This window comes from Ottowia sp. (assembly GCF_046348305.1).
Lineage (GTDB): Bacteria > Pseudomonadota > Gammaproteobacteria > Burkholderiales > Burkholderiaceae_C > Ottowia.
This window is the reverse complement of sequence record NZ_JAXMEM010000010.1, coordinates 64981-90204: the sequence shown is the minus strand read 5'-3', so window position 1 is coordinate 90204 and position 25224 is coordinate 64981. Positions and strand designations below refer to the sequence as shown.

Below are 25224 nucleotides of genomic sequence, written 5' to 3'. Positions count from 1 at the left end.
GGCCTTGTGCGTCGGCTTGCAGCACAATCTGCGGATCATTTGAATGATTGCAGTACATGAAGCTGGACGTCATCGATTTGCGCATCCTCGCCGAGCTGCAGGCCGACGGCTCGCTGTCCAATGTGGAGCTGGCCCGGCGGGTGCACCTGTCGCCCTCGCCTTGCCTGGCGCGCGTCAAGGCGCTGGAGTCCAGCGGCATGATCGCGCGCTACGTGGCGCTGGTCAACGCCCAGGCGCTGGGGCTGGGCCTGAACGTCTTCATCAGCATCAGCCTCAAGACCCAGAGCCGCGAGGCGCTGGCCGAATTCGAGCGCCGCATCGCCGAGCACGACGAGGTGATGGAGTGCTACCTGATGAGCGGCGACTCGGACTACCTGATCCGCGTCGCCCTGCCCGACATCGCGGCGCTGGAGCGCTTTATCCTGGAGCAGCTCACGCCGATGGCCGAGATCGAGAAGATCCGGTCCAGCTTCGCCCTCAAGCAGGTGCGCTACAAGACGGCGCTGCCGTTGCCGCCGGCCAACACCGCTACAGTTGCCCGGTTTCGATCCACCTGATGTCAAGCCATTCATGAGTGCTGCCATGGACACCTTCATGTCCCAGGCCCTGGCCCTGGCCGAGCAGGCATGCCTCGTGTGCCCGCCCAACCCGGCCGTGGGTTGCGTGCTGGTGCGCGCCGACGGCCAGGTAATCGGCCAGGGCCACACGCAAGCGACGGGCCAGGCCCATGCCGAGGTGATGGCGCTGCGCGATGCGGCAGCGCGCGGGCACGCCACCCAGGGTGCCACGGCCTACGTCACCCTGGAGCCTTGCGCGCATCAGGGTCGCACGGGGCCCTGTGCCGATGCGCTGATCGCGGCCGGCGTGCAGCGGGTGGTGGCGGCCTTGCAGGACCCCAACCCGCGCGTGGCGGGTCAGGGGTTCGATCGCCTGCGCGCCGCGGGCATCGAGGTGGTGGTGGGGCCGGGCGCCGAGGCCTCGCGCGAACTGAACATCGGCTTTTTCAGCCGCATGACCCGCCAGCGCCCTTGGGTGCGCCTGAAGGTGGCCGCTTCGCTGGACGGGCGTACGGCGCTGCCCAGCGGTGTCAGCCAATGGATCACGTCCGACGCCGCGCGCGCCGACGGTCACGCCTGGCGCGCGCGTGCGGGGGCCGTGCTGACGGGCATCGGCACCGTGCTGCGCGACAACCCCCGGCTGGACGTGCGCCTGGCCGGCATCGCGCGCCAGCCCATGCTGGTCATCGTGGACAGCCGCTTGCGCACGCCGCTGGATGCGCGGCTGTGGGATGTGCCGCAGCGGCGCGTTTGCATTGCCTGCGCAGGGGCCGATGCCGCGCGCGAGAGGGCGGTGCGTGGCCGCGGTGCCGATGTATTGCCGCTGCCTGGCGCAGACGGCCAAGTCGAGCTGCCGGCGCTGCTTGCCGAACTGGCGCGCCGCGAGGTCAACGAGCTGCACGTGGAAGCCGGCGCGCAACTCAACGCCGCCCTGTGGCGCGCCGGTCTGGTGGACGAGTTGCTGTTGTATCAGGCGCCGCTGCTGCTGGGCGAAGGCCCCGGACTGGCCACCCTGGGGCCCTTCACCGAGCTGGCGCAGGGCGTGCGGCTCGAGTATCAGACCGTGGGGCGCGTGGGTCCGGACTTGCGCATCGTGGCGCGCGTCAATGCTTGAGGGGTAGCGCTGTCTGCCGAGCGGCACCCGCGGGTCGGGTTGAGGAACGAAAACCCGACCGCGGCGCGTCGATCGTCACGGTGGGTTGCATGAACCGTCGGGTTCGCTGCGCGGACCCGACCTACGGGCTGCTCACTTCATTTGCGCCAGTAGTTGTTGGCTGCCGCCACGGTCTGGAAGTTGGTGGCGATGACCTGCGAGGCGGCCGTCAGCTCATGCGCATCGTTGGAGTATTCGGGCCGCAGCTTGTGCAGCACCGCCGGATCGGGCTGGGTGTATTTCACGCCGCGGCGGCTGAGCGTGATGGCCAGCTCGAAACCTTCTTGCGGGGTGGCGGTGATAAGCGAGGTGAGCCAAGCGTCGGCCATGCGAAATCTCCTTGGGTTGTTGACCGGTCGATTGTGCGCAAGCCTGGCATGTGGCTTGCCTTGCCCGACTTTTGGGTCTGCGCGGGGTGGGGTCTTTTGGGTGGCGCTGGCCCCAGGGCTCAAGGCGCGGCTTTGCCGCGCGGCGCGAAGATCGCGTAGTTGCCCGTGGCCGCGGCCACTCGCCGCTCATCCACGAAGATTTCCGAGCGCAGGTGCGCCACTTGCTTGCCCTGGTTCAGCACTTCGGTCCTGCACACCAGCCGGCCTGCCGTGATGGACTTGAAGTAGTTGATGCCGATGTCGATGGTGGCGCAGATCAGCCCCGGCGCCAGGCCCGGGTACAGCGCCGCGCCCATGCCGGTGTCGGCCAAGGCAAACACCACCGCGCCATGCACCACGCCGTGCGGGTTCAGATGCTCGGGCCGCACCGTCAGGCTCAGCGTGCTGTGGCCGGCGCGTTGTTCGTCGATGCGCAGGCCGATCAGCTCGGCAAATGGGTGCTGCATGGGAGCGGTGTCAGCCCGGCAGATTCAGCTCGATGCAGTCCGAGCCGCAGGCGCCAGGCGCCTTGGGCTCGGGCGCCGGGGCCGAGCGGTGCAGCACCGCGCGCGTGGGCGTGATGCGCAGGCCTTCACCTTCGAGGGTGGCCGTGCCATCCACGATCAGCGAATGCTCCTGCTCTGACAGCGGCGGCCATACCAGCGCCACCGCCGGCTCGCGCTCGATGTTGGCGCGCGTGCGTCGGCCGATGCCCGGGATGTGCAGCACGCCGCCGTCCAGCGTCACTGCCGTGGCGGTGGCGTGCGGCGCGCCTTTCGCGCTGGCTGTCAGCAGGTAGGCAAAGCGGTAGCGGGCCATGGCCTGGCCCAGCTCGGGCAGTGCAACCGGAATGCTCATGGCAAGCCTCCTTCAGTTTTGCGGAAAATCGTCCAGCACCGCCCCCCGGCTGGCGCTGGAGGCGTTGAAGGCAAACTTGGCCTGCACGCCGCGCGTGTAGCGCGGCTTGGGCGCCTGCCAGGCCGCACGGCGTTTCGCCAGCTCGGCCTCGGGCACGTTCAGCTGCAGCAGCAGCTGGCGCGCGTCGATGGTGATCGAGTCGCCCTCGTGGATCAGCGCGATGTTGCCGCCGGCCGCCGCCTCGGGCGCCACGTGGCCCACCACCATGCCCCAGGTGCCGCCCGAAAAGCGCCCGTCGGTGATCAGGCCCACGCTCTCGCCCAGGCCCTCGCCGATCAGCGCGCCGGTGGGCGCCAGCATCTCGGGCATGCCGGGGCCGCCCTTGGGGCCCAGATAGCGCAGCACCATCACGTCGCCGGCGACGATCTGGCCGCCCAGGATGGCGGCCAGCGCCGACTGTTCGTCGTCGAACACGCGCGCCGGGCCGGTCATCACGGGGTTCTTCAGGCCGGTGATCTTGGCCACCGCGCCCTCGGGGCTGAGGTTGCCCTTGAGGATCGCCAGGTGGCCCTGCGCGTACAGGGGCTTGTCGATGGGGTGAATCACGTCCTGGTGGGCCGGCGGCGCGTCCGGCACGTCCTTGAGCGTCTCGGCAATGGTCTTGCCGGTGATGGTCATGCAGTCGCCGTGCAAGAGGCCTGCGTTCAGCAGCATCTTCATCACCTGCGGAATGCCGCCGGCCTTGTGCAGGTCAACGGCCAGGTACTTGCCGCTGGGCTTCATGTCGCAGAACACCGGCACCTTCTTGCGCATGCGCTCGAAGTCGTCGATCGTCCATTCGACGCCCGCCGCGTGCGCAATGGCCAGAAAGTGCAGCACGGCATTGGTCGAGCCGCCCACGGCCATGATCACCGCCACGGCGTTCTCGATCGACTTGCGCGTGACGATGTCGCGCGGCTTGATGTCCTTCTTGATCGCCTCGATCAGCACCTTGGCCGACTCGCGCGCCGACTCCACCTTCTCGGTGTGCGGGTTGGCCATGGTGCTGGAGTAGGGCAGGCTCATGCCCAGGGCCTCGAATGAGCTGCTCATGGTGTTGGCCGTGTACATGCCGCCGCACGAGCCGGTGCCGGGAATGGCGTGCTGCTCGATGTCCTTCAGCTCCTGGTCGCTGATCTTGCCCGCGGCGTTCTGGCCCACGGCCTCGAACACGCTCACGATGTTCAGGTCACAGCCGTGCAGGCAGCCCGGCTCGATGGTGCCGCCATACACGTAGATGCTGGGCACGTTGGCGCGCAGCATGCCCATCATGCCGCCGGGCATGTTCTTGTCGCAGCCGCCGATCACCACGCAGCCGTCCATCCACTGGCCCTGCACGCAGGTCTCCACGCAGTCGCTGATCACCTCGCGGCTGACCAGGCTGTACTTCATGCCCTCGGTGCCCATGGCCATGCCGTCGCTGATGGTGGGCGTGCCGAACACCTGGGCGTTGCCGCCCGCTTCCTCGATGCCGGCAATGGCCGCGTCGGCGAGCTTTTGCAACCCGCTGTTGCACGGCGTGATGGTGCTGTGCCCGTTGGCCACGCCCACCATGGGCTTGTCGAAATCGGCCTCGGTGTAGCCCATGCCGTAGAACATGGATCGGTTGGAGGCGCGCGCCTTGCCTTGCGTGATGTGGGCGCTGCGGCGGTTGATGGGCAGCTCGGGCTTGGAATCGGCCATGGTTCTCTCTCTCTTGGATCGTGGGAAGAAGGGGACGCTGGGAGGCGAGTATGCGCCACCGGCGCGCGGCGATCCAATCCATTTGGTCGGCGTCGGTAATATGCATGGCATATGACAGCCCATGACGAACTGGCTCGAATCGAATTACGGCAATGGCGCCAGTTTGTGGCGGTGGCCGAGGAGCTGCACTTCGGCCGCGCGGCCGCGCGCCTGCACATCACCCAGCCGCCGCTGACGCAGGCCATTGCCGGGCTGGAGCGTGTGCTGGGCGCGCGCCTGTTCGAGCGCAACCGCCGCCGCGTGCAGCTCACCCCGGCTGGCGCCGCCCTGCTGCCCGAGGCGCGCGAACTGCTGGCCCGCGCCCAGGGCCTGGCCGCGCTGGCGCAACGCGCCGCACTGGGGGACGCCGGGCGCGTGCGGCTGGCGTTTGTCTCCACCGCCGGGTTTGAGCTGCTGCCGCGCTGGGTGCCTGCCTGGCGCGCCGCCGCGCCCGGCGTGCACCTGGAGCTGATCGAGGCCACCGGCGACGTGCAGCAGGAGCTGCTGGCGCGCGGCGACATCGACGCCGGCCTGATGCTGCTGGCGCGCGGCGTGCCGCCGCCCGGCCTGGCCCACGCCCTGGTGGCTGCCGAGCCGCTGCTGCTGGCGCTGCCCGCCGGCCATATGCTGGCGCGCGCGGCCGCGCCGGCGCTGCGCCGCGTGCTGGCCGAGCCGATCGTGCTGTTTCCGCGCCGCATCGCGCCCTCGCTGCACGACGCCATCGCCGCGCTCTACCACGCGCACGCCCGGGCGCCCCAGGTGGCGCAGGAGGCCATCCAGATGCAGACCATCGTCAACCTGGTGTCGGCCGGCCTGGGGCTGGCCTGGGTGCCGCGCAGCGTGCAGCAGTTTCAGCGCCCGGGCGTGGTCTACCGGCGCCCCGGCGGCGCGCGCGAGCTGCCGGCTTGCGAGACGCGGCTGGTCTGGCGCGCCGACCGCGTCAGCCCGGCGCTGGAGCGATTTCTGGGTTTTGTCCGGTCCGCGCCGGCCTGACGCGGGACGCCATGCACAATGCAGCCATGCTGATGTACCCGCACATCGACCCGATCGCCATCCGCCTGGGCCCGCTCGCCATTCATTGGTACGGCATCACCTACCTGGTGGCCTTCGGGCTGTTTTACTTTCTGGCCACGCGCCGGCTGCGCCATCCGCAGTTTGCCGGCATCACCCAGCCCGCACCCTGGAGCCGGCGCGACGTCGAGGACATGCTGTTCTGGGGCGTGGTGGGTGTCATCGTGGGTGGGCGCCTGGGCTTTTGCCTGTTCTACAAGCCCGCGTTCTATGCCGCCCACCCGTTGCAGGTGTTTGCCATCTGGGAAGGCGGCATGAGCTTTCACGGCGGCATGCTGGGCGTGATCGTGGCCATGATCGGGTGGGCGCGCCGCAACGGCCGGCCCTGGCTGCAGGTGACCGACCTGGTGGCGCCTTGCGTGCCCCTGGGCCTGGCCAGCGGGCGCGTGGGCAACTTCATCAACGGCGAGCTGTGGGGCCGCTTTGCCCCGCCCGATTTGCCCTGGGGCATGGTGTTTCCGCAAAGCGGCTCCATGCTGCCGCGCCATCCCTCGCAGATCTATCAATTCTTGCTGGAGGGCGTGCTGCTGTTCGTGCTGCTGTGGCTGTACGCGCGCCGGCCGCGCCGGACGGGGCAGGTGAGCGGGGCGTTTCTGGTGGGCTACGGCGTGTTTCGCTTCATCGCCGAATATTTTCGCGAGCCCGACGCCTATCTGGGCCTGCTCTCGCTGGGCCTGTCGATGGGGCAGTGGCTGTGCGTGCCCATGGTGCTGGCGGGCATTGCCTTGTGGACGTGGGCCAGCCGCCGCCCGGCCACCGCGTAGATCCTATGACTGGGGGTGTAGGCCGATTGCGAAGTAATCCTTAGCATGGAGTTTCGACCAACCAAACCAGGAGCTACCGAAATGCAACCGACCCACACATTCAATGTTACGTCCGGCTTGGCGTTGTCTCTCGAACTTAGCAGCGGCAGCTGGAAGATTGCCGCCTCCGACGGCTGCCGGGAGAAGCCGGCGCTGCATGGGGCAGAGGCCAAGGCGCCTTGGGAGCGCCTGCAGCAAGTGCTGCAACGCATCGAGCAGCTCAAGGCGAAATGGCAGCTGCCGGCCGGCTCTGAGGTCTATGCGGTGTACGAAGCCGGCCAGGACGCGTTCTGGATCGCCCGTGCCCTGCAGGCGGCGGGCATCAAGGTGTTCGTGGTGGATCCAGCCAGCATCCCGGTGGCGCGCCACGCCCGGCGAGCCAAGACGGACCGGCTCGATGCGCTGACGCTGCTGGAGTGCCTGTTCGGCTGGCTGCGAGGAGAGCGCCAGCGCATGCATGTCGTGCGCATTCCCTCGCAAGAAGCCGAAGCGCAGCGCCAGCTGATACGCGATCGTGGCGAGCTGCAAAAGGAGATCGTGCAGCACCGCGACCGCATCAGGAAGCTGCTGCGCACAGTGGGCTGCTGGGAAGATGTGCAGGCACACTTGCAGGCGCGCTTGGACGGCGGGAAACTGCGATGCTGGGACGGCCAAGTGTTGCCCGAGCCACTGCGTGAGCGGCTGGCGCGCGAATGCGAGCGGCTGGTGCTGGCGCAGCAGCAACTGGCCGCGCTCGAAGAGCAACTGCGCCGCCAACTGCCCGCACCGCTGCAGCAGCGCATCGAGCAACTGGCGCGCTTGAAGGGCGTGGGCTGGATCGGTGCGATGCGGCTGGTGATCGAGCTGTTCTGGCGCCAGTTCCACAACCGACGGCAGGTGGGCTCCTGTATCGGCTTGGTGGCACAACCTTATGACAGCGGCGCCTCAAGGGTGGATCAGGGCATCAGCAAGCAGGGTAACCGCAAGGTGCGGGCGCTGCTGATCGAGATGGCCTGGATGTGGCTGCGCTACCAGAGCGAGAGCGCGATTGCCCGATGGTTTGCCATGCGCACGGCAGGCAATGCGGCCAACAAGAGGGGCAAGCGCATCGCCATCGTGGCAGTGGCCCGGCGGCTGGCCATTGCCCTGTGGCGCTACATCGAGCAAGGCGTCATGCCCGAGGGCGCGAAGCTCAAGAGCGTCTGAGAAAAGCACACCAACGGCCCGAACAGCCCGTCGTCAGGAAAGGAGGAACACAGAGGATCAGTCGAGCATTCGCAGCCTGGAAGTCGAGCACGCCCGTTACCCAACCTGGTCGCCCGGCGAGGCGACCGACCCTAGTAGATGGGGTTTGCTCCAATCGAGGTCACCTTGAGCGCAACGCGCATGCAGGATTCGGTTGGTCAAAAACCAACGGATAGAAGGTGGTGAGACGTTCAGTCCACGTACAAGAGACCGAGAGCTTCGATGTGACGCGAACCAACTGCTGATCACTGTCCCAGGATGAAACGCAAAAAGCCTTGACAGCCTCGGAGAGGTCATAGAAGGTCGGGTTGGCGCAGCGTCACCCGACGTGGGCGTCGAGTGGGTGGCATGGGTTGGCCGAACGCCCGTCGGGTTTTTGTTTCTCAACCCGACCTACAATTTCGAGATCGCGATTTTGCAAGTCATTTGGGCATCTGGCGCTTGTGTATCAAGCGCGGTAAGCTATGAATACTGAAGCAAATACCGACGCCACCCGCGTGACCTCGATGCGCCAGCGCCTGGGCGCCATGCTCGAGCGCGGGGTGGACGCCATTGGCCCCTGGGGCTCGCGCCGCATCCTGCGCGAGCTGCAGCACGTGCTCGACCCCAGCGTGAGCGAGGTCGAGGGCGGGCGCCGCGCCGCGGCGTTCGCGCAGTGGTACGCCGGCGCCACGCCCGAGCAGCGCAGCGAATGCTGGGTGCTGATGAGCGAGCACTTCGCCCCCGACGTGGCCGCCATCGAATCGGCCCACGCCGCCTATGAGGCCGTGCGCGGCACCGACGACGAAGCGCGTGCCGAAGTGCAGTTGCGCCGCGCCTTCACCGCGCCGCGCACGCGGCTGCTGCAGCGCTTTTCGGCCTATTCGGGGGGCGTGCATTTCCTGGTCGATCTGCGCGCCGAGCTGTTGCCGCACCTGAAGAAGGACAAGCGCCTGATCGCGCTGGACGGCGAGTTGCAGGAGCTGTTCTCCACCTGGTTCGACGTCGGCTTTCTGGAGCTGCGTCGCATCAGCTGGGACTCGCCCGCCGCGCTGATCGAAAAGCTGATTCGCTACGAGGCCGTGCACGACATCCGCAGCTGGCAGGACGCCAAGAACCGGCTGGACGAAGACCGGCGTTGCTACAGCTTCTTTCACCCGCGCATGCCGGGCGAGCCGCTGATCTTCGTGGAGGTGGCCCTGCTGCGCGAGATGGCTGGCGGCATCGTCCCGCTGCTGGACGAGGAGGCGGCGCCGGCCGACCTGGACAAGGCCAGCTGCGCCATCTTCTACTCCATCAGCAACACCCAAAGCGGCCTGAAAGGCGTGAGCTTTGGCGACGAGCTGATCAAGCGCGTGGTCGAGGTGCTGCAAGGCGAGTTCCCGCGCCTGAAGCTGTTTGCCACGCTTTCGCCCATTCCCGGCTTTCGCGCCTGGCTGGCCAAGAACCTCGACGCCCGCCTGCAAGCCATGCCCGGCCGCGCCCGCGCCGAGCTGGCGCGCGAGCTGGACGTGGCCGACCTCACCCCGGCCGATCTGTCGGCAGCCCTGGAGGGCGTGGCCCAGTGGCCCGAGAAGTCGGCCCGCGCGCGCTGGCTGCTGGCCGCCGGCGCGCACTACCTTGCCCGCGCCAGCACCGACGGCGGCCGCCCGCTGGACGCGGTGGCGCGCTTTCACCTGGGCAACGGCGCGCGCATCGAGCGCATCAACTGGCTGGGCGACCCCTCGCCCAAGGGCCTGCGCCAGTCGCACGGGCTGATGGTCAACTACCTGTATGACCTGAAGCGCCTGGACAGGCACCGCCGCGAGCTGGCGCAAGGCACCGTGCCCGTGGCCGGCGCCGTCCAGAGCCTGCTGGATTGAGGGGCTGCGCGGATCGCCATGCCCAGTGACATCCATCTTGAACGGGACGGTGCACTTGCACGGGTCATCATCGCCAACAGCGGCAAGCTGAACGCCATGTCGCGTGCCATGTGGCGCCGCCTGCGCGCCGTCTTCACGGCGATCCAGGCCGATGAAGGCATTCGTTGCGTGCTCGTGCACGGCCAGGGTGGGACGTTCTGCTCCGGCGGCGACATTGCCGAGTACACCGCGTTCCGCTTCGAAGTGGCCAGCCTGCGGGCCTTTCACGAGCAGGACGTGTGGGGCGGCCTGCAAGCCATGCTGGACTGCGACGTGCCGATGATTGCCGCCATCGAGGGCCATTGCATGGGCGCGGGCATGGAGATCGCCAGCTGCTGCGACATCCGCGTGGCCGCCGACGGCGCCCGCTTTGGCGCGCCGATCGCCAAGCTGGGCTTTCCGATGGCGCCGCGCGAGGCGGCGCTGGTGGCCCGCGTGGCGGGCGAGGCCACGGCGCGCGAGATGCTGCTGCAGGCGGCCGTGCTGGATGCGGCCGAGATGAAGGCGCGCGGCTTTCTGCACGGCGTGCTGCCGGCCGCCGAGCTGCTGGCGCACGCGCGCCAGCGGGCCGCTCGCATGGCCGCGCTGGCGCCGCGCGCGGCGCGCTTGAACAAGCAGACGCTTCGGGCATTGAATCAGCCACTGGCGCATGATGGACAAGCGCAAGCAGCTATTGAAAACATAGTGTCCGGCGCCTATGATTACGCCGACAGCGCCGAACACCGCGAGGGCATCGCCGCCTTTCTGGCCAAGCGCCCGCCGCGGTTTTGAACACCCGCCCACCCACTGGACCTCCAATCGACCGCCATGCCCAACGCCAACCTGTTTGTCGCCCTGCGCGCCGCCTTCCCTGACGACCTGGACGCCCTGGCGGTGGAAACCGACAGCGGCCTGCGCTACTCCTGGCGCGACCTGGACCGCGCCACGGCCATGGTGGCCAATCTGCTGCAGTCGCTGGACATTCCCACGGACCCCGACGGCATGCCGCCGCGCGTGGCGGTGCAAGTGGACAAGTCGGTCGAGGCCATGATCCTGTACTTGGCCACGCTGCGCGCCGGGTTTGTCTTTCTGCCGCTCAACACGGCCTACCAGAGCGGCGAGATCGAGTACTTCGTGGGCAATGCCCGGCCGGCGGTGGTGGTGTGCACCGGCAAGAACTTCGCCTGGGTCAGCCCCATTGCCTTCCAGGCGGGCACGCGCCACGTCTTCACACTGAACGACGACCGCACGGGCAGCCTGCTGGAGCGCGCGTCCCACTGCGGCGCCTCGCAAACGCCGGTGCCGCGCGGGGCCAACGACCTGGCCGCCATCGTCTACACCAGCGGCACCACGGGCCGCAGCAAGGGCGCCATGCTCTCGCACGGCAACCTGCTGTCCAACGCCGTGATGCTCAAGGACTATTGGGGCTGGACGGCGACCGGAGGGCCTGAAGGCCGGGGCGACGTGCTGATCCACGCGCTGCCGATCTTCCACGTGCACGGGCTGTTCGTGGCCATTCATGGCGCGCTGCTGAACGGCAGCACCATGCTGTGGCACGGCAAGTTCGACCCCAAACGGGTGATCGCCGACCTGCCGCGCGCCACCGTGTTCATGGGTGTGCCCACGCTGTACACGCGCATGCTGGCCGAGCCGGCGCTGACGCGGCAGCAGGCGGCGCGCATGCGCCTGTTCATCAGCGGCTCGGCGCCGCTTTTGATCGAGACCTTCAGCGACTGGCAGGCGCGCACCGGCCACACCATCCTCGAGCGCTACGGCATGAGCGAGACCATCATGCTCACCAGCAACCCGTATCGCGCCGATCCACGCTACCAGAATCAGAGCGAGCGACGTGGCGGCACGGTGGGCTTTCCGCTGCCGGGCGTGCAATTGCGGGTGCAGGGCGAGAACGGGCGCGAGCTGCCCGCGGGCGAAATCGGCGGCATCCAGGTCAAGGGCCCCAACGTGTTTGCCGGCTACTGGCAGATGCCCGAAAAGACGGCCGAGGAGTTCACCGTTGATGGCTTTTTCAAGACCGGCGACGTGGGCCAGCAGGACGCGCGCGGCTACGTCAGCATCGTCGGGCGCAGCAAGGACCTGATCATCAGCGGCGGCTACAACGTGTATCCGGCCGAGATCGAGGGCGTGCTCAACGAATTGCCGGGCGTGCAGGAGTCGGCCATCGTCGGCGTGCCGCACCCCGACTTCGGCGAAGTCGGCGTGGCGGTGGTGATTGCCCGCGCCGGCAGCACGCCCGACCCGGACGCGCTGCTGGCCACGCTCAAGACCCGACTGGCCAATTTCAAGATCCCCAAGCGCTGCTTCGTCCTGCCCGAGCTGCCGCGCAACACCATGGGCAAGGTGCAAAAGAATCTGCTGCGCGAGCGCTATCAAGGCTTGTTCGAGCAGGGGTGACGGGGCAGCGGCTTACACTTCCCACAAAGTTGCGGTCTTCGGCTCGCCGGCGTCAGACGTCGGCCGACTTCGGATCGCGGACCGCTGACCGCTGCAAACTGCCAACCGGAAACCGACCATTCAGGAGCACCCATGTCCTTGCGAACCTTGTTTTTTCTGTTGGTTTGCGCCGCCATCGCCGCGTTTGTCGGGGTGAACTGGACGGAGATGAACCGGCCAACCGAGCTGTCCCTGGTTTTTGCGCACGTGACCGCGCCGCTGGGCCTGGTGCTGGTGGGCTTGATGGTGCTGCTTTTTCTGGTGTTCGTCGGGGTGATGGCCTTCACCCAAGGCACGGTGCTGATGGAGACGCGCCGCCACGCGCGCGAGCTGGCGGCCCAGCGCGAACTGGCCGACAAGGCCGAGGCCTCGCGCTTTACCGACCTGCGCCAGCACCTGGACCAGGAAGTGGCGCGGCTGAGCGACGCGGTCGAGCGCCAGAAGCAGGACACGCTTTCGCGCATCGACCGCGCCGAAATGGGCCTGCGCGAGCGCCCTGTCGATGCCGAGATCGGCCGCCTGGTGCAGGCGGTGGAAAACCACAACCGGGACCTGCACGCGCGCGTCGATCGGCTGGAAATGGGCCTGCGCGAGGGCCTGGCCGACTACCGCCCCGCACTGCCGAGCGTGCGCCCGGCGGTGACCCACGAGGCATCGGCGGCCGAGCCGCCAGCCGATCCCGTGGGCAGCATTGCGCCCGAGCGCTGAAGCGGGGATCTCGGTTGTCGTTGGCGCTGCGCGCGCCACCCGCTTTGCATGAAACAAACGCGGCGCCAGCGCGGGCAGTCGCGAAAAGGCTACTCTGCCGCGCTGGCCGCGCCCGCTTGCCACGCGCGGCGTGACAGAAGCGGGACGGCGCGAAGCGACCAGGGGGTGCTTTACCGCAACACCAGCACCGGAATGCTCGAGTGCGTCAGCACCTGCTGCGTTTCGCTGCCCAGCAACAGGCGAGACATGCCCTTGCGCCCGTGCGAGGCCATGACGATCAGGTCGGCCTTTTGCGCCTTGGCGGTCTCGATCAGCGCGTCGGCCACCAGATCCGACTTGACGACCACGTCGCTCAGCGCCACGCCCTTGGCCTTGGCGGCGGCCTGCACCGCATCGAGGATCTTGTGGCCCCCCTCGGACCAGTGCTTCTCGACGCGCTCCACCTCGTCGTTGGTGAGCGGCAGCGAACCATCGAAATAGCTGCGCGGGTAGTGCGGCACGACCGTCATGGCAATCAGTTCGGCCTGGCATAGCGCGGCCAGACCAATGGCATGATCGACGGCCTTGGTCGAGAGCTCCGAGCCGTCGGTGGCCACCAAAATGCGCTTGTACATGTTCCATCTCCTTTCGTGTTGACGATGCGAGGCAGTGGCGACGACATCAACGCGGCCCCCATGCCTTCACCATACCTTATCCGGATCAAAGCCGCTGACACTTGACATGAATCAAGCCGAGTCGCTGGCCCAGCCCTTATCTTCGGTGCCCATGCAAGCCGAGGGCGTTCTTTCGCTGGGCCCCGCGCCCGAGCGGCCCGATGGCGCCGCTGCGCGGCCGGACGATGCCGCCGCGCTGCTTGACGAGCGTGACGAATGGCTGGCGTTCAGCCAGCGCGCGGCGGGCGCGGAGAGCGGCCACTGGGCTTCTTCGGTGGCGTTCGAAGGCATGCATTGCGCAGCGTGTGCGGGCACCATCGAGCAGGCCCTGCGCGCCGTCCCAGGCGTGCTGGAGGCCGACGTCAGCGCCGCCGGCCAGCGCGGGCGCGTGGTGTGGGACGAGCGGCGCACACGACCTTCGCGCTGGATGGCCGCCTTGCAAGGCACGGGCTACCGCGCGCTGCCGGCGCACGACCCGCAGGCCAGCGAGCTGCGCCAGGCCGAGACCCGGCGCATGCTGTGGCGCCTGGGCGTGGCGGGGCTGTGCATGATGCAGGTGATGATGTATGCCGCGCCGTCGTACTTCACCGCACCGGGCGAGATCACGCCCGACATCATGGCCTTGCTGCGCTGGGCGCAATGGGTGCTGTCGCTGCCGGTGCTGCTGTTTTCCTGTCAGCCGTTCCTGCGCGGCGCCTGGCGCGACGTGCGCCGGCGTCAGGTCAGCATGGATTTGCCGGTGGCACTGGGCATGGGGATCACCTTCATCGTCAGCAGCCTGGGCACCTTCGAGCCCGATGGCCTGTTCGGCCACGAGGTGTATTTCGACTCGCTCACGATGTTCGTGTTTTTCCTGCTGGGCGGGCGCTGGCTGGAGCTGCGCCTGCGCGACCGCGCCGCTGGCGCGCTCGAGGTGCTGATGCACCGTCTGCCCGACAGCGTGGAGAGGCGCGGCGCGGATGGCGAGTGGACGCGCGTGGTGGTGCGCCGCGTGCGGGTGGGTGATGTGCTGCGGGTGTTGCCGGGCGAGAGCTTTCCGGCCGACGGCGCACTCACGGCGGGTGCCACCACGGTGGACGAGGCCCTGCTCACCGGCGAGTCGCGCCCGGTACCGCGCGCGGTGGGCGACACGGTGATTGCCGGCAGCCACAACCTGAGCGAGGCGGTGCAGATGCAGGTGCGCCAGGTTGGCGCGCAAACGCGCTATGCCCAGGTGGTGGCGCTGATGCAGCAGGCGGCGGTGAGCAAGCCGCCCATCGCGCAACTGGCTGACCGGCTGGCCAAGCCCTTCCTGATCTTCGTGCTGCTGGCCGCTGGCGCAGCCTGCGCCTGGTGGTGGCCGCAGGACCCGGCCCACGCCTTGATGATCGCGGTGGCCATCCTGGTGGTGACCTGTCCCTGCGCGCTCTCGCTGGCCACGCCGGCGGCCATGCTGGCCAGCGCCGGCGCCCTGGCGCGCCGAGGCATCCTGACGCGGCGCCTGCAGGCCATCGAGGCGCTGGCTGCAGTCGATACCGTGGTATTCGACAAGACCGGTACGCTGACGCGCGACGCCTTTGCGCTGCGCCAGCTGACGCTGCGCCCCGGCGTCACGCGCGAACAGGCGCTGGCGCTGGCGGCGGCCCTGGCGCGGCACAGCCTGCACCCGATCTCGCGCGCGCTGGTCGGCGCGGCGCAGGCCGCCGATCTGCGCCTGCCCGCGGCGCAGGGGGTGCGCGAGACGGCTGGCCAGGGCGTGGAGGGCGTGGTGGAGGTGGCTGGCCAAGTCCGGCGCGTCAGGCTGGGCTCGGCGGCGTTTGGTGGCGCGGCAACGGCGTCAGACGCCGGGCCGGTCAGCCACCTGGTGGATGAGGAGGGCCCGATCGCGTGTTTCGAGTTCGACGAAGACCTGCGCTCCGACGCGCCGGCGGCGGTGGCCGCTCTGTACGCGGCCGGCCTGAAGGTGCAGTTGCTGTCGGGCGATCACGTGCAGGCGGCGCAGCGCATCGCCGCTCTGGCGGGCATCGACGAGGCGCTGGGCGGCTGCTCGCCGGGCGACAAGCTGCGGCACCTGCAGGCCTTGCAGGGCAGCGGCGCGCGCATCGCCATGGTGGGCGACGGCCTGAACGACGGCCCGGGGCTGGCCGCGGCGCAGGTGTCCTTTGCCTTTGGGCAGGCCGTACCCCTGGCCCAGGCGCAGGCCGATTTCGTGGTGCTGGGTGGCCAGTTGACGGCCATTGCCGGCGCGTGGCGCCAGGCAGTTCACACGTTGACGATTGTCAAGCAGAATCTGGCCTGGGCGCTGGTCTACAACGCGGTCGGCGTGCCTTTGGCGATGCTGGGCTGGATGCCCGCCTGGGCCGCCGGCCTGGGCATGGCGGCCAGTTCGCTCCTGGTGGTTCTCAATGCGCTGCGCCTGTCGGGCGGTCGCGCGCTGGAGGGGGTCTGATGGACGTGCTTTACCTGCTGGTTCCGCTGTCGGTGGTGCTGGTGTTTTTCGTGCTGGGTGCCCTGGGCTGGGCCATCTGGCGTGGCCAGTTCGAAGACGTGGAACGCGAAGGTCAGCGGATTTTCGAGAACGATTGACAAACATCAACGTGCCCATGCGCCAATCAAGGATACTGCGGCGCGATTGAAAAGGAAGAGTGGACATGACATTTGCCAACGCACAAGCGACGGTCTACAACGACAAGGTGGTGCGCCAGTTCGCCATCATGACGGTGGTGTGGGGGGTGGTGGGCATGCTGGTGGGGGTGTTCATCGCCGCCCAGCTGGCCTGGCCGGATATCACCTTCGGCATTCCGTGGCTCAGTTACGGGCGCCTGCGTCCGCTGCACACCAATGCGGTGATCTTCGCCTTTGGCGGCACGGGCCTGATCGGCACCTCGTACTACGTGGTGCAGCGCACCTGCCAGGTGCGCTTGTTCAGTGACAAGCTGGCGGCGTTCACCTTCTGGGGTTGGATGGCCGTGATCGTGGGAGCGGTCATCTCGCTGCCACTGGGCTATACCAGCAGCAAGGAATATGCCGAGCTGGAGTGGCCGATCGACATCCTGATCACGCTGGTGTGGGTGGCCTATGCCATCGTGTTCTTCGGCACCATCGGCACGCGCAAGATCAAGCACATCTACGTGGCCAACTGGTTCTATGGCGGCTTCATCCTGGCCATCGCGCTGCTGCACATTGTCAACAACGCCGAACTGCCCGTGGGCCTGATGAAGTCGTACTCGGCCTATTCGGGCGTGCAGGACGCCATGGTGCAGTGGTGGTACGGCCACAACGCGGTGGGCTTCTTCCTGACCGCGGGCTTCTTGGGCATGATGTACTACTTCATCCCCAAGCAGGCCGAGCGCCCGGTTTACAGCTATCGCCTGTCCATCGTGCACTTCTGGGCGCTGATCTTCACCTACATGTGGGCCGGCCCGCATCACCTGCACTACACCGCGCTGCCCGACTGGGCGCAGTCGGTGGGCATGGTGTTCTCGCTGATCCTGCTGGCGCCCAGCTGGGGCGGCATGCTCAACGGCATCATGACGCTGTCGGGCGCCTGGCACAAGCTGCGCGACGACCCGATCCTGCGCTTTCTGATCGTCTCGCTGTCGTTTTACGGCATGTCCACCTTCGAGGGGCCGATGATGTCGATCAAGACCGTCAACGCGCTCAGCCACTACACCGACTGGACGATCGGCCACGTACACTCCGGCGCCCTGGGCTGGGTGGGTCTGATCACCATGGGCTCGCTCTACTACATGATCCCGCGCCTGTTCGGCCGCAAGCAGATGTACAGCACCAAGGCCATCGAGGTGCACTTCTGGATCGCCACCATCGGCATCGTCATCTACATCGCCGCGATGTGGATCGCCGGCGTGATGCAGGGCCTGATGTGGCGCGCCGTCAACGCCGACGGCACGCTGACCTACACCTTCGTCGAGTCGGTCAAGGCCACCTATCCGTTCTACGTGTTGCGCCTGATGGGCGGGCTGCTGTACCTGAGCGGCATGGTGATCATGCTGTGGAACACCATCAAGACCGCCACGTCCGGCCGTGCCGTGCCGGTGCAGATTCCCGCCGTCGTGGCGCACGCTTGATCGAACTGAAAGAGGGCCACGCAACATGGCGCAAGAAAAAGTCACCGGGCATGCCCGCATCGAGACCAGCAACTTCCTGATGATCGTGCTGATCCTGATCGTCGTCTCCATGGGCGGCCTGGTCGAGATCGTTCCGCTGTTCTTCCAGAAGTCCACCACCCAGCCCATCGAAGGCCTGAAGCCCTACACGGCGCTGCAGGTGGTGGGCCGCGACGTCTACGTCCGTGAGGGCTGCAACAACTGCCATTCGCAGATGATCCGCCCGTTCCGCGCCGAAGCGCTGCGCTACGGCCCCTACTCGGTGGCGGGCGAGTTTGTCTACGACAACCCCCATCTGTGGGGCAGCAAGCGCACCGGACCCGATCTGGCGCGCGTGGGCGGGCGCTACAGCGACGACTGGCATCGCGCCCACCTGAACAATCCGCGCGACGTGGTGCCCGAGTCCAACATGCCCGCCTACCCGTGGCTGGAGCGCACCGCCGCCGACGCCGGCTCCATCCAGGCGCACATGCGCGGTCTGCGCACGCTGGGCGCGCCCTACACGGACGACGAAATTGCCAAGGCGCCCGAAGAGCTCAAGGGCAAGACCGAGCTGGATGGCGTCATCGCCTACCTGCAGGTGCTGGGCATTCACCGCAAATAAGGACGAGCCGTCATGGACATCAACCTGCTGCGCAGCATCGTCACGGTGATCACGCTGATCACCTTCGTGGGCATCGTCATCTGGGCCTGGTCGGGCCGCAACCGGGCGCGTTTCGAAGAGGCCGCTCGTCTGCCGCTCGAGAGCGACTGACAGAACAAGGATTCGGCAATGAGCGACTTCACAAGCAATTTCTGGTCGGTGTTCATCACCACCATCACGCTGGGCGGCATCGTCGGTTGCCTGCTGCTGCTGTGGTTCAGTGGCAAGACCAAGGCCATGACGCAGAGCGACAACACCACCGGCCACGTGTGGGACGAGGACCTGCGCGAGATGAACAACCCTTTGCCGCGCTGGTGGGTGGGCCTGTTCATCATCACCTGCCTGTTCGGTTTTGCCTACCTGTATCTGTACCCGGGCCTGGGCTCCTACGAGGGCTCGCTCAAGTGGACGCAGATCGGTCAGCTCGACAAGGAAATGGCCAAGGGCAACGAGCAGGTGGCGCCCATCTATGCGGCCTTTGCCGGCAAGAGCGTGCCGGAGCTGGCCAAGGACGCACCGGCCATGGCCATCGGCGATCGCCTGTTCATGAACAACTGCGCCCAGTGCCACGGCTCGGACGCACGCGGCGGCAAGGGCTTTCCGGACTTGACCGACAAGCAATGGAACTGGGGTGGTACGCCGGATCAGATCGAGGAGACCATCACCAAGGGCCGCACCGGCATGATGCCGCCGATGGCTGCTGCGGTGGGCTCCCCCGAGGACGTGCGCAACGTGGCCAACTACGTGCTCAGCCTGTCTGGCGCGCCCAATGACTCGGTGCGTGCCAATCTGGGCCGCGCCAAGTTCGTGGTGTGCGCGGCCTGCCACGGCCCCGACGGCAAGGGCAACCCGGCCCTGGGCGCGCCCAACCTGACCAGCGGCGTGTTCATGCACGGCCCGGCGGTGGAGTCGCACATCGTCGCCATGATCACCAACGGCAAGACCGGCGTCATGCCCGCGTGGGACAAGAAATTCACGCCCGAGCAGATCAAGCTGCTGACGGCCTATGTGTGGGGCAAAGGTGGCGGCGTGGCGCCACCGGCCGCCAACTGATGGGCTGGCTCTGGGTCGATCCGCGCAAGCTGGGTTGACCTGCCGTTTTTTTGGTCATGAAAACCCCTGCACCCGCTCCTGATCCGGCCACCGACGGCCCGGTGATGGTGTCGCTGTACGCGGCGCAAAAGAAGGTCTATCCGCGCAGCATCAAGGGCCTGTTTGCCAGCTGGCGCTGGTTCTTTGTTTTTGCCACCCAGATTTTTTACTACGGCATGCCGTGGGTCCAGTGGGGTGGGCGCCAGGCCATGCTGTTTGATCTGGACGCTCGGCGCTTCTATATTTTCGGGCTGGTGCTGTACCCGCAGGACGTCATCTACCTGACGGCGATCCTGATCATCTCGGCCATGCTGCTGTTTCTGTTCACGGCGGTGGCGGGGCGCCAGTGGTGCGGCTACGCCTGTCCGCAGACGGTATACACCGAGATCTATCTGTGGGTCGAAAAGCGCTTCGAGGGCGATCGCCAGGCGCGCATGCGGCTGGACGCCGCACCCATGTCACTGGGCAAGCTGTGGCGCAAGGGCGGCAAGCATCTGGTATGGATTGCCATCGGCCTGTGGACGGGCTTTACCTTCGTGGGCTACTTCACGCCCATTCGGGAGCTGGCCGCGCACGTGCTGGCTTGGCGCCTGGGCCCGTGGGAGACCTTCTGGGTCTTCTTCTATGGCTTTGCCACCTGGGGCAACGCCGGCTTCATGCGCGAGCAGGTGTGCAAGTACATGTGCCCGTATGCGCGCTTTCAGAGCGCCATGTTCGACAAGGACACGCTGATCGTCACCTACGACGCGGCGCGTGGCGAGCCGCGTGGCGGCCGCTCAAAAAAGGCCGACCCGAAAGCCCTGGGCTTGGGCGACTGCATCGACTGCACCATGTGCGTGCAGGTGTGCCCCACCGGCATCGACATCCGCGACGGCCTGCAGTACGAGTGCATCAGCTGCGCGGCCTGCATCGACGCCTGCGACGAGGTGATGGACAAGGTGGGCTACCCGCGCGGGTTGATTCGCTATTCGACCGAACGCGCGCTGGAGCAGGGTTGGGGCAAACGCGAAATCCTGCGTCAGGTGATGCGCCCGCGTGTGCTGATCTACAGCGCCATCCTGGCGGCCGTGGCCATGGCATTCGTCGCCAGCTTGGTGCTGCGCACCCCTTTCAAGGTCGATATCGTGCGCGACCGCGCCACGCTGGCGCGTATCGTCGAAGGCGGCCAGATCGAGAACATCTATCGCATCCAGGTGATGAACGCGACCGAGCAAGCGCGCGAGTTCACGTTGTCGGTCGAAGGCCTGCCGGGCCTGCAATTGGTGAGCGACCCGAAGGTCACCATCGATGCCGCCGGCGCCCTGTGGGTACCGGTGCGCCTGCGCCTGCCCTATGATGGTGCCAAGCCGGGCTCGCATGAGATCCACTTCCGCGTCGACTCCCCGGGTGTGGGCGAAGTTCGCGAGAAATCCGTATTCATGGTTCCAAGGTGATGAGATGAGTGCAGCCCAAACCCCAACGTCCGGCCCGTGGTGGAAATTCGGCTATGTGTGGCTGGTGATCAGCGGCCCGGCCATCGTCGTGGTGGCGGGTTTTTTCACCCTCTACCTGGCCATCACTCGGCCCGACCCGGTCTACACCGACGCCGCCCCCAGCGTTCAGCGCGCCGCCGTGACACGCGCCGACGCGCATCTGGCTCCGGCCATGCAGGTGCGCAACCATGCGGCCACCGGCGGCGCGGGCGCGAGCAAGCCGTGAGCGGCGAGCAGATCCCTCGGCTGCCGCAAGCGGCGCGCGGGCGCAGCTGGATGTGGGTGGCGTGGCCCGCGTTCCTGGTGGCGGGTGTGCTGGAGATGATGGTCTTTGCGGTGCTCGACCCGCAATCGCTCAGCCTGTTTGGCGAGACGGTGAACTGGTCGCGCGAGGCGATCTATTCCGTCACCTTCCTGATCTTCTGGGTGATGCTGATGCTGAGCAGCGCGCTCACGCTGATGCTGGCGCGCCCGGCGCGCGACGTCAACGGCTTTGACCGGCCCGACGTGGTGCAGCCTTCGACCGACTGGACGCCCCCGGATCTGCTCAAGTGAAATCGGCGCCGAAGGCGCCGATGAGCAGGAGGTGCGTGAAAAAGGTGACGAGCCTTGACCCCGGCACTGACTTCAGAGTGAGGGCTGCTTGGTTCCCCACCTGACCCGGTTGGCTCCTTCACCATGCGGGAAGGCCCGTCGCCGTCTATTGTACTGTTTGCAGGCGGCGTTCGGCTTCGGCGCGGCCAAAACTGAGCGCCAGGAGCTGAAAAACCTCGGCGCGCAAGTCGTTGATGCGCGTTTCGTCCTGGCAGTCGCGCAGCCGCGCCATCAGTCGCCCGCTGCGCGGGTGCTGGCAGCCGCGCAGCGCCTGAATCAGGGCGCAAGCTTCGGGGCTGGCTTCGATCAAGGCCGTCACGGAATCGGCGAAATCGGGGCTATCGACGTGGTGCAGCATGGGGAGGCGGTCGCGATCCTTGAAACGTTGGATCATGAGCTATGTCGCAGTGCAGCATAACGCGCTTTGGCGACTCGTGACTGTCGTTGTTGCCTGAATGCATCAGTTTCAGAGTCCGGACTCTAAAAGCGGGCCCGCCGTGACCGGCCCGATGCGCCCGTAGAATTCGCGCCATGTCCTATCTGGTGTTGGCGCGCAAATACCGGCCCCGCAATTTCTCTGAGCTGGTCGGCCAGGAGCACGTGGTGCAGGCGCTCAGCAACGCGCTCACGCAGCAGCGACTGCACCACGCCTACCTTTTCACGGGCACGCGCGGCGTGGGCAAGACCACGGTGTCGCGCATCCTGGCCAAGTCGCTCAATTGCACCGGCCCTGATGGGCAGGGCGGGATCACGGCCACGCCCTGCGGTGTGTGCCCAGCCTGCACCGAGATCGACGCCGGCCGCTTTGTCGACTACACCGAGCTGGACGCCGCCAGCAACCGCGGCGTGGACGAGGTGCAGGGCCTGCTGGAGCAGGCGGTCTACAAGCCCGTGCAGGGCCGCTTCAAGGTCTTCATGATCGACGAAGTGCACATGCTGACCGGCCACGCCTTCAACGCCATGCTGAAGACGCTGGAGGAGCCGCCCGAATACCTCAAGTTCGTGCTGGCCACCACCGACCCGCAGAAGGTGCCGGTGACGGTGCTCTCGCGCTGCCTGCAATTCAACCTGCGGCCGATGGCGCCTGAGACCGTGCTGGAGCACCTGCAGCGGGTGCTGGCGACCGAAGGCGTGCCAGCGGAGCCGTCCGCCCTGCGCCTGCTGGCGCGCGCCGCCCGCGGCTCCATGCGCGACGCGCTCAGCCTGACCGACCAGGCCATCGCCTTTGGCAGCGGCCAGTTGCACGAGGCGGCGGTGCGCCAGATGCTGGGCAGCGTCGACCGCGGCGTGGTGTTCAGCCTGATCGAGGCGCTGGCCGACGGCGACGGCCGCGCGGTGGTGGCGCAGGTCGATCAATTGCGCGCGGCCGGTCAGTCGGCCGCCAGCACATTGGAGGACATGGCCGGCGTGCTGCAGCGCATGGCCGTGCGCCAGGCCGTGCCCGGCATGGCGGTGGATGACACCGACCCCGAGGCAGCACCCATCGCCCGGCTGGCGCAGCGTCTGGCCGCCGATGAAACCCAGCTGCTCTACAGCCTGTGCATCCACGGCCGTGCCGAACTGGGGCTTGCTCCCGACGAGTACGTGGGCCTGACCATGGTGCTGCTGCGGTTGCTGCCTTTCAAGCAAGGCAATGCGGCCAGTGCCCCGGCTGAAAAAAAAACTCTGAAGCCCGCACAGGCTGAGGCACCTGCATCGGCCGTCCCCGCGCCGGAGCCCGAATTGGCGCCGACGCCAGAACCGCCGGCCGCCGCCAGCGCCGATGAGCGCCGGGACGAAGCGGGCACGGACGACTTGCCCCCCGCCGTTGAGCCCGAAGACGGGTTTGATGACCCCGCGGCGGCCCCGCTGGAGCCAGCCGCGCCGGTCCGCGCCACGCCCAGCGCGCCGCCCGTGCAGGCCTTGCCGGTGCGCCAGATACCCCAGGCGACGGTCGCGCCAGCGCCTGCCGGGCCGGCACCGGTGGCCTTGATGCCGGTTGCGGTGCGAGGCGATGGCGCCGATGTGCCACATCCACGGCCGCGCATGCCGGCACTGGAGCCCGCGCCCGCCGCGCTGCCGCCCAGCGCCGATGGCGAGCTGTGGCATCAACTGGTGCAGCGCCTGGTCGGCGCCGAGGCCATCACCGCCTTGACGCGTGAGCTTGCCTTGCAGGCGCAGCTGGTGGCCCGCAGCGACACCGCCTGGACGCTGCGGGTGGAGAGCAGCGCGCTGGCGCAGTCCGCCGGCGCGCGTGAGCGCCTGCAAGCGGTGCTGGCCGAAGCCGGCCATCCGGTGCAGCTCACGGTGGAAATCGGCGCCGTGCACGACAGCCCGGCGCGGCGCAACGCCATCGCCAACACCCGGCGCCAGAAGGCGGCCGAGTCCATGTTGATGGCCGACCCCTTCGTGCAGACGATGATGCGCGACTTTGGCGCGAAAATCGTGCCGGGCAGCGTCAAGCCGCTTTGAAATGAAACACCCCCTGAGTCGCTTCGCGCCTTCCCTCCGCTCTCGCATTGCTGCGCAATGCGGGCAGGGGGACGCAGCCAGCGCGGCGAGGCGGCCCTTGCGCGGCTGTCCGCGCGGGGGCCGCGCCGGTCTTGTGCCACGCGGGTGGCGTGCGGTGCCATGGATCGCTGAAATGTTTTGCTTTTGACACAAAGGAAATTCGATGTTCAACAAAGGACAACTGGCCGGCCTGATGAAGCAGGCCCAGGCCATGCAGGACAACCTGAAGAAGGCGCAGGACGAACTCGCCAGCGTGGAGGTCGAGGGTGAGTCCGGCGCCGGCATGGTCAAGGTGCTGATGACCTGCAAGCACGACGTCAAGCGCGTCACCATCGACCCCAGCCTGCTGGCCGACGACAAGGACATGCTTGAGGACCTGGTGGGCGCCGCCTTCAACGCCGCCGTGCGCAAGGCCGAGGAGGTCTCCAACGAGAAAATGGGCAAACTGATGCCGGCGGGCATGCCGGGGTTGCCGGGGGGCATGAAGTTTCCGTTTTGATGACGCCCCCCCTGAGTCGGCCTGCGGCCGCCTTCCCCCGAGGGGACGACGCCAGCGCCCGGTGCAAGCCCGTGCGCGGCGCCCGCTGGCATGGCCTGCTCCGCGGCCGGTCGCTTCCTGGGGGGCGGTGCGCTGCCGGCGGCATACGCGCACGCGTGCGAGCCAAGGCTACCTCAAGGCCCCCCGGCGCGCACGGAAAGCCGTGAGCGACACCCACAGCCTCGACACCCTGGTGCAGGCCCTGCGTCGCCTGCCCGGCGTGGGCCAGCGCTCGGCGCAGCGCATGGCCTTTCATCTGCTGCAGCACGACCGGCCCGGTGCGCTGGCGCTGGCGCAGGCGCTGGACGCCGCCGTGCAGCAGGTGCGCCATTGCGCGCTGTGCCACACCTTCACCGAAGGAGAGGTGTGCGCCACCTGCCTGGACCCGCGGCGCGACGCCAGCAAGCTGGCAGTGGTCGAAACCCCGGCTGACCAGGCCGCGCTGGAGCGCACGGGGGCATTCCGGGGGCGCTACTTCGTGCTGATGGGGCGCCTGAGTCCGCTCGACGGTGTAGGCCCTGGGGACATCGGCCTGGATGAATTGCTGGCGCGCGCCAGCGATGGCCAGGTGCAGGAGGTGATCGTGGCCACCAACTTCACCGCCGAGGGCGAGGCCACCGCGCACGTGATCGGCCAGGTGCTGAAGGCGCGCGGCCTCATGGTGACGCGGCTGGCGCGCGGTGTGCCCGCGGGCAGCGAGCTCGAATACGTGGACCTGGGCACCATCGCGCATGCCTTGGTGGATCGCCGCTGAGTCTTGTCACTCTTTTTTTGATAGCTGGTTGCGCTTGACAGCAAATCGCAAACGCCCGATTTGACTTAA

The 25224-nt window shown here is 67.6% G+C and carries 27 protein-coding genes and 1 other RNA gene; 21 read left to right on the top strand and 7 right to left on the bottom strand.

The genetic code is table 11. The features are described from left to right. Positions 1-56 precede the first annotated feature (56 nt). Positions 57-557: an Lrp/AsnC family transcriptional regulator gene (locus U1F38_RS13310; RefSeq protein ID WP_409987556.1), complete on the top strand. Its 501-nt coding sequence runs from the start codon at positions 57-59 to the stop codon at positions 555-557. Between the two features lie 13 nt (positions 558-570). Next, positions 571-1671 carry a bifunctional diaminohydroxyphosphoribosylaminopyrimidine deaminase/5-amino-6-(5-phosphoribosylamino)uracil reductase RibD gene (ribD, locus tag U1F38_RS13305; RefSeq protein WP_409987555.1) on the top strand — a complete coding sequence of 367 codons (1101 nt, stop codon included), beginning with the start codon at positions 571-573 and terminating at the stop codon, positions 1669-1671. Between the two features lie 137 nt (positions 1672-1808). Here the strand turns inward: ribD and U1F38_RS13300 are convergent, their stop codons facing one another. From U1F38_RS13300 to ilvD, 4 genes are all read right to left on the bottom strand, one after another. Continuing rightward, positions 1809-2039 (bottom strand): hexameric tyrosine-coordinated heme protein, encoded by a 231-nt coding sequence (locus U1F38_RS13300; protein WP_409987554.1) that lies wholly within the window; start codon positions 2037-2039, stop codon positions 1809-1811. Positions 2040-2158: 119 nt separating this feature from the next. Beyond that, positions 2159-2545 (bottom strand): PaaI family thioesterase, encoded by a 387-nt coding sequence (locus tag U1F38_RS13295; protein ID WP_409987553.1) that lies wholly within the window; start codon positions 2543-2545, stop codon positions 2159-2161. A 10-nt stretch (positions 2546-2555) separates the two neighbouring features. Further along, the gene (locus U1F38_RS13290) at positions 2556-2936 is read right to left on the bottom strand and encodes a pyridoxamine 5'-phosphate oxidase family protein (protein WP_409987552.1); all 381 of its coding nucleotides are present in this window, start codon (positions 2934-2936) and stop codon (positions 2556-2558) included. 12 nt (positions 2937-2948) lie between these two features. Then, complete coding sequence (ilvD, locus tag U1F38_RS13285; protein ID WP_409987551.1) at positions 2949-4658, bottom strand: dihydroxy-acid dehydratase; 1710 nt, start codon at positions 4656-4658, stop codon at positions 2949-2951. Positions 4659-4769: 111 nt separating this feature from the next. On the opposite strand from ilvD, the gene U1F38_RS13280 reads away from it, so the two are divergent. The 7 genes from U1F38_RS13280 (at position 4770) to U1F38_RS13250 (ending at position 12813) form a co-directional block, all read left to right on the top strand. Further along, positions 4770-5690, top strand: coding sequence for a LysR substrate-binding domain-containing protein (locus U1F38_RS13280; RefSeq protein WP_409987550.1), 921 nt, complete (start codon positions 4770-4772; stop codon positions 5688-5690). 26 nt (positions 5691-5716) lie between these two features. Next, positions 5717-6532: a prolipoprotein diacylglyceryl transferase gene (lgt, locus tag U1F38_RS13275; protein WP_409987642.1), complete on the top strand. Its 816-nt coding sequence runs from the start codon at positions 5717-5719 to the stop codon at positions 6530-6532. 81 nt (positions 6533-6613) lie between these two features. Further along, positions 6614-7756, top strand: a complete 1143-nt coding sequence (locus tag U1F38_RS13270) for an IS110 family transposase (protein ID WP_409985584.1) — start codon at positions 6614-6616, stop codon at positions 7754-7756. Positions 7757-8259: 503 nt separating this feature from the next. Further along, complete coding sequence (locus U1F38_RS13265) at positions 8260-9636, top strand: malonyl-CoA decarboxylase (protein WP_409987549.1); 1377 nt, start codon at positions 8260-8262, stop codon at positions 9634-9636. An 18-nt stretch (positions 9637-9654) separates the two neighbouring features. Beyond that, the gene (locus U1F38_RS13260; RefSeq protein ID WP_409987548.1) at positions 9655-10446 is read left to right on the top strand and encodes an enoyl-CoA hydratase/isomerase family protein; all 792 of its coding nucleotides are present in this window, start codon (positions 9655-9657) and stop codon (positions 10444-10446) included. Positions 10447-10482: 36 nt separating this feature from the next. Then, complete coding sequence (locus U1F38_RS13255; RefSeq protein ID WP_409987547.1) at positions 10483-12066, top strand: malonate--CoA ligase; 1584 nt, start codon at positions 10483-10485, stop codon at positions 12064-12066. A gap of 132 nt (positions 12067-12198) precedes the next feature. Beyond that, on the top strand, positions 12199-12813 hold the full coding sequence (locus U1F38_RS13250) for a LapA family protein (protein ID WP_409987546.1): 615 nt from the start codon (positions 12199-12201) through the stop codon (positions 12811-12813). Between the two features lie 170 nt (positions 12814-12983). Here U1F38_RS13250 and U1F38_RS13245 read toward each other — a convergent pair whose 3' ends face one another. After that, a complete protein-coding gene (locus U1F38_RS13245) occupies positions 12984-13427 on the bottom strand; it encodes a universal stress protein (protein WP_409987545.1) in 444 nt (147 codons plus the stop codon). Positions 13428-13578: 151 nt separating this feature from the next. Between U1F38_RS13245 and U1F38_RS13240 the strand changes: the two genes are divergently transcribed. The 9 genes from U1F38_RS13240 to U1F38_RS13200 all read left to right on the top strand — a co-directional run bounded on the left by U1F38_RS13240 (position 13579) and on the right by U1F38_RS13200 (position 21334). Further along, entirely contained in the window at positions 13579-15894 is a 2316-nt protein-coding gene (locus tag U1F38_RS13240) for a heavy metal translocating P-type ATPase (RefSeq protein ID WP_409987641.1), read from the top strand. Further along, positions 15894-16031: a cbb3-type cytochrome oxidase assembly protein CcoS gene (ccoS, locus tag U1F38_RS13235; protein ID WP_409987544.1), complete on the top strand. Its 138-nt coding sequence runs from the start codon at positions 15894-15896 to the stop codon at positions 16029-16031. The genes U1F38_RS13240 and ccoS overlap by 1 nt, the downstream gene beginning before the upstream one ends. A gap of 65 nt (positions 16032-16096) precedes the next feature. After that, positions 16097-17533, top strand: a complete 1437-nt coding sequence (ccoN, locus tag U1F38_RS13230) for a cytochrome-c oxidase, cbb3-type subunit I (RefSeq protein WP_409987543.1) — start codon at positions 16097-16099, stop codon at positions 17531-17533. A gap of 25 nt (positions 17534-17558) precedes the next feature. Further along, the gene (gene ccoO, locus U1F38_RS13225; RefSeq protein ID WP_409987542.1) at positions 17559-18176 is read left to right on the top strand and encodes a cytochrome-c oxidase, cbb3-type subunit II; all 618 of its coding nucleotides are present in this window, start codon (positions 17559-17561) and stop codon (positions 18174-18176) included. 12 nt (positions 18177-18188) lie between these two features. After that, positions 18189-18326, top strand: coding sequence for a cbb3-type cytochrome oxidase subunit 3 (locus U1F38_RS13220; protein ID WP_409987541.1), 138 nt, complete (start codon positions 18189-18191; stop codon positions 18324-18326). Between the two features lie 18 nt (positions 18327-18344). Next, positions 18345-19268 carry a cytochrome-c oxidase, cbb3-type subunit III gene (gene ccoP, locus U1F38_RS13215; RefSeq protein WP_409987540.1) on the top strand — a complete coding sequence of 308 codons (924 nt, stop codon included), beginning with the start codon at positions 18345-18347 and terminating at the stop codon, positions 19266-19268. A gap of 56 nt (positions 19269-19324) precedes the next feature. Then, a complete protein-coding gene (ccoG, locus tag U1F38_RS13210; RefSeq protein ID WP_409987539.1) occupies positions 19325-20740 on the top strand; it encodes a cytochrome c oxidase accessory protein CcoG in 1416 nt (471 codons plus the stop codon). A 4-nt stretch (positions 20741-20744) separates the two neighbouring features. Continuing rightward, positions 20745-21005: a nitrogen fixation protein FixH gene (locus U1F38_RS13205; RefSeq protein ID WP_409987538.1), complete on the top strand. Its 261-nt coding sequence runs from the start codon at positions 20745-20747 to the stop codon at positions 21003-21005. Beyond that, on the top strand, positions 21002-21334 hold the full coding sequence (locus U1F38_RS13200) for a hypothetical protein (RefSeq protein WP_409987537.1): 333 nt from the start codon (positions 21002-21004) through the stop codon (positions 21332-21334). The genes U1F38_RS13205 and U1F38_RS13200 overlap by 4 nt, the downstream gene beginning before the upstream one ends. Before the next feature lie 43 nt (positions 21335-21377). Here the strand turns inward: U1F38_RS13200 and ffs are convergent. Then, positions 21378-21474: signal recognition particle sRNA small type (gene ffs / locus U1F38_RS13195), an RNA gene on the bottom strand. Between the two features lie 5 nt (positions 21475-21479). Continuing rightward, positions 21480-21767 (bottom strand): hypothetical protein, encoded by a 288-nt coding sequence (locus U1F38_RS13190; protein WP_409987536.1) that lies wholly within the window; start codon positions 21765-21767, stop codon positions 21480-21482. A gap of 137 nt (positions 21768-21904) precedes the next feature. Here U1F38_RS13190 and dnaX point away from each other — a divergent pair, with 137 nt between their 5' ends. From dnaX to recR, 3 genes are all read left to right on the top strand, one after another. Then, positions 21905-23824: a DNA polymerase III subunit gamma/tau gene (gene dnaX, locus U1F38_RS13185; RefSeq protein ID WP_409987535.1), complete on the top strand. Its 1920-nt coding sequence runs from the start codon at positions 21905-21907 to the stop codon at positions 23822-23824. Positions 23825-24026: 202 nt separating this feature from the next. Further along, the gene (locus tag U1F38_RS13180; protein WP_409987534.1) at positions 24027-24362 is read left to right on the top strand and encodes a YbaB/EbfC family nucleoid-associated protein; all 336 of its coding nucleotides are present in this window, start codon (positions 24027-24029) and stop codon (positions 24360-24362) included. Positions 24363-24564: 202 nt separating this feature from the next. Then, positions 24565-25155 (top strand): recombination mediator RecR, encoded by a 591-nt coding sequence (gene recR / locus U1F38_RS13175; RefSeq protein WP_409987533.1) that lies wholly within the window; start codon positions 24565-24567, stop codon positions 25153-25155. The last annotated feature ends 69 nt before the right edge of the window (positions 25156-25224 follow it).